This window comes from Arsenophonus sp. ENCA, assembly GCF_002287155.1.
GTDB classification, from domain to species: domain Bacteria; phylum Pseudomonadota; class Gammaproteobacteria; order Enterobacterales; family Enterobacteriaceae; genus Arsenophonus; species Arsenophonus nilaparvatae.
Genome location: NZ_NHNG01000724.1, coordinates 1 through 1,628 on the forward strand (window position 1 = coordinate 1; position 1,628 = coordinate 1,628).

Sequence of the window (1,628 nt, forward strand, 5' to 3'; positions counted from 1 at the left end):
TGTTTGTTAAATTCACTAAACTCTTGTGAGCCTTTATAAGCGGCGATGGCAACCGCTGCCGTAACGCCTGCCAACCCACCCATCAACAATCGGGTAGGGGTCAATATTGAGCCTATTGCTTTAAAGGCATTACCAACACCACCAAACGAGTCTTTGATCTGTCCACCTTGCTGCACCAATACCATCCAAGCGGGCATACCGGAAGCCAATGAGGTCACCACATCGGTCATCTGCATAGGTAACATACGCATTGCATGACGATATTGCCCCATCGTTACCGCGCCATTCATGAACGCTTTTTCTTGCTCTTTTAACTTGGCAATCATCGGCGCTGCCTGTTGAGAAATGCCCATCTGCGCCGCTTTTAGTTCAAGAACTTCAGTTCGCGTCTTGCCTATCGTGTCTGATTGCTGTTTTAATGTGTTTAGAAAATTATCAGCGGCTAACTTCGCTCGTTTTGAAGCTTCTTCCTGTGCAAGTAGCGCTCTCCCTTCTGCGGTCAGCGCTAGATTCATCCGGCTTAGTTTATCTCTCGATTCTTCCAGTATCGTGTTGTAATCAATAAACTGGTCAAGCGGTAGTAAACCTTTTTGATGTGAATTGGCGAGCTTACGGCTAATCTTATCCAGTTCATCAAACGCTTTATTGGTGGGATTAATTCGATTTAACAGGTCATTAAGTTCACTTTTTTGCGCCTTAATGGTTTCAGTATTTCTCAGTGAGGCCAGGCTGACTTTTTTTAATCCACCCTCCAGATTTGAGGAAGCCCTTTCAGCTTTTTCCGCTGTTCCCTGAAAGGATTTTAACTTCTGTTCACCTCTTTCCAAATCCGCCGTGTTTACTTTTAATGAAATCGTGGCGATATCAGTCATTATATTTTCCTTCGAACAACTAAGCATTTAAAGCCTGTGATAAAAATATCCGCCTTATTGGTGCATTATCGCTAAGGCTTTCGCTTCCATCACCCTTATATCATTAAATAAAGCGGCTTTATTCTGATTAATACCCAAATAATCGATGACGTGGGATAAAACGCTGTAATCCAGCCCTGTTGGCCCATTCGTCCCCATTCGCCACTGAGTACGAAGCGCATTAAAAGTAAGATAAGCCTCCCAGACATCTGGCCAGACTTCGACATCACTGTCTTCCGGCGTAAAACCAAAGGCAGCCTCAAAGTTGCGGATATCGGTCTCGGTCATGCCGCCATACATGGCCTCAACGACCGCTAGGAGTTTTTTTCGCGTTGGCCTAATAGTTCGCTATAATACGTTGTACTAATGGCGCTGGCAGCTGGGGGATAGTTGTCAAATAGCAGCTTTAAATTATCAGCGTGATAAGGCTCCTCAATCGCCCAGTCAGCAATAATCTGCTGGTAGAACTCATCAATCGGCATTTCACGCATGGTTTCCAGTTCACTCATGGCTTTGTGATTGAAGGTGAAGGTGACCACCTCTGGCTCTTTTTTGCCAGCCACCGGAATGAGGACATTGGCTTTAAACGTTGGTTTGGGTATCAGGGTAAATTTCGCCATACTTTATCCTTAAACTATATTGTATAGATTTGCATATCAGATTTAAGTGAGAAACGGGCTACCACGTTTTCAATCTCGTTGATGGCCGTATTGGGCA

At 44.6% G+C, this 1,628-nt stretch carries 3 protein-coding genes; all 3 read right to left on the reverse strand.

Annotated elements, in window-relative coordinates; translation table 11 throughout:
* Positions 1 to 872: phage tail length tape measure family protein (locus CBG25_RS18840; protein WP_290608584.1), on the reverse strand; the 872-nt coding region annotated here is incomplete at its 3' end.
* A 54-nt stretch (positions 873 to 926) separates the two neighbouring features.
* Complete coding sequence (locus tag CBG25_RS18845) at positions 927 to 1,199, reverse strand: DUF1799 domain-containing protein (RefSeq protein ID WP_290608586.1); 273 nt, start codon at positions 1,197 to 1,199, stop codon at positions 927 to 929.
* Positions 1,200 to 1,225: 26 nt separating this feature from the next.
* Entirely contained in the window at positions 1,226 to 1,531 is a 306-nt protein-coding gene (locus tag CBG25_RS18850) for a phage tail assembly chaperone (protein ID WP_290608588.1), read from the reverse strand.
* Positions 1,532 to 1,628 lie beyond the last annotated feature (97 nt).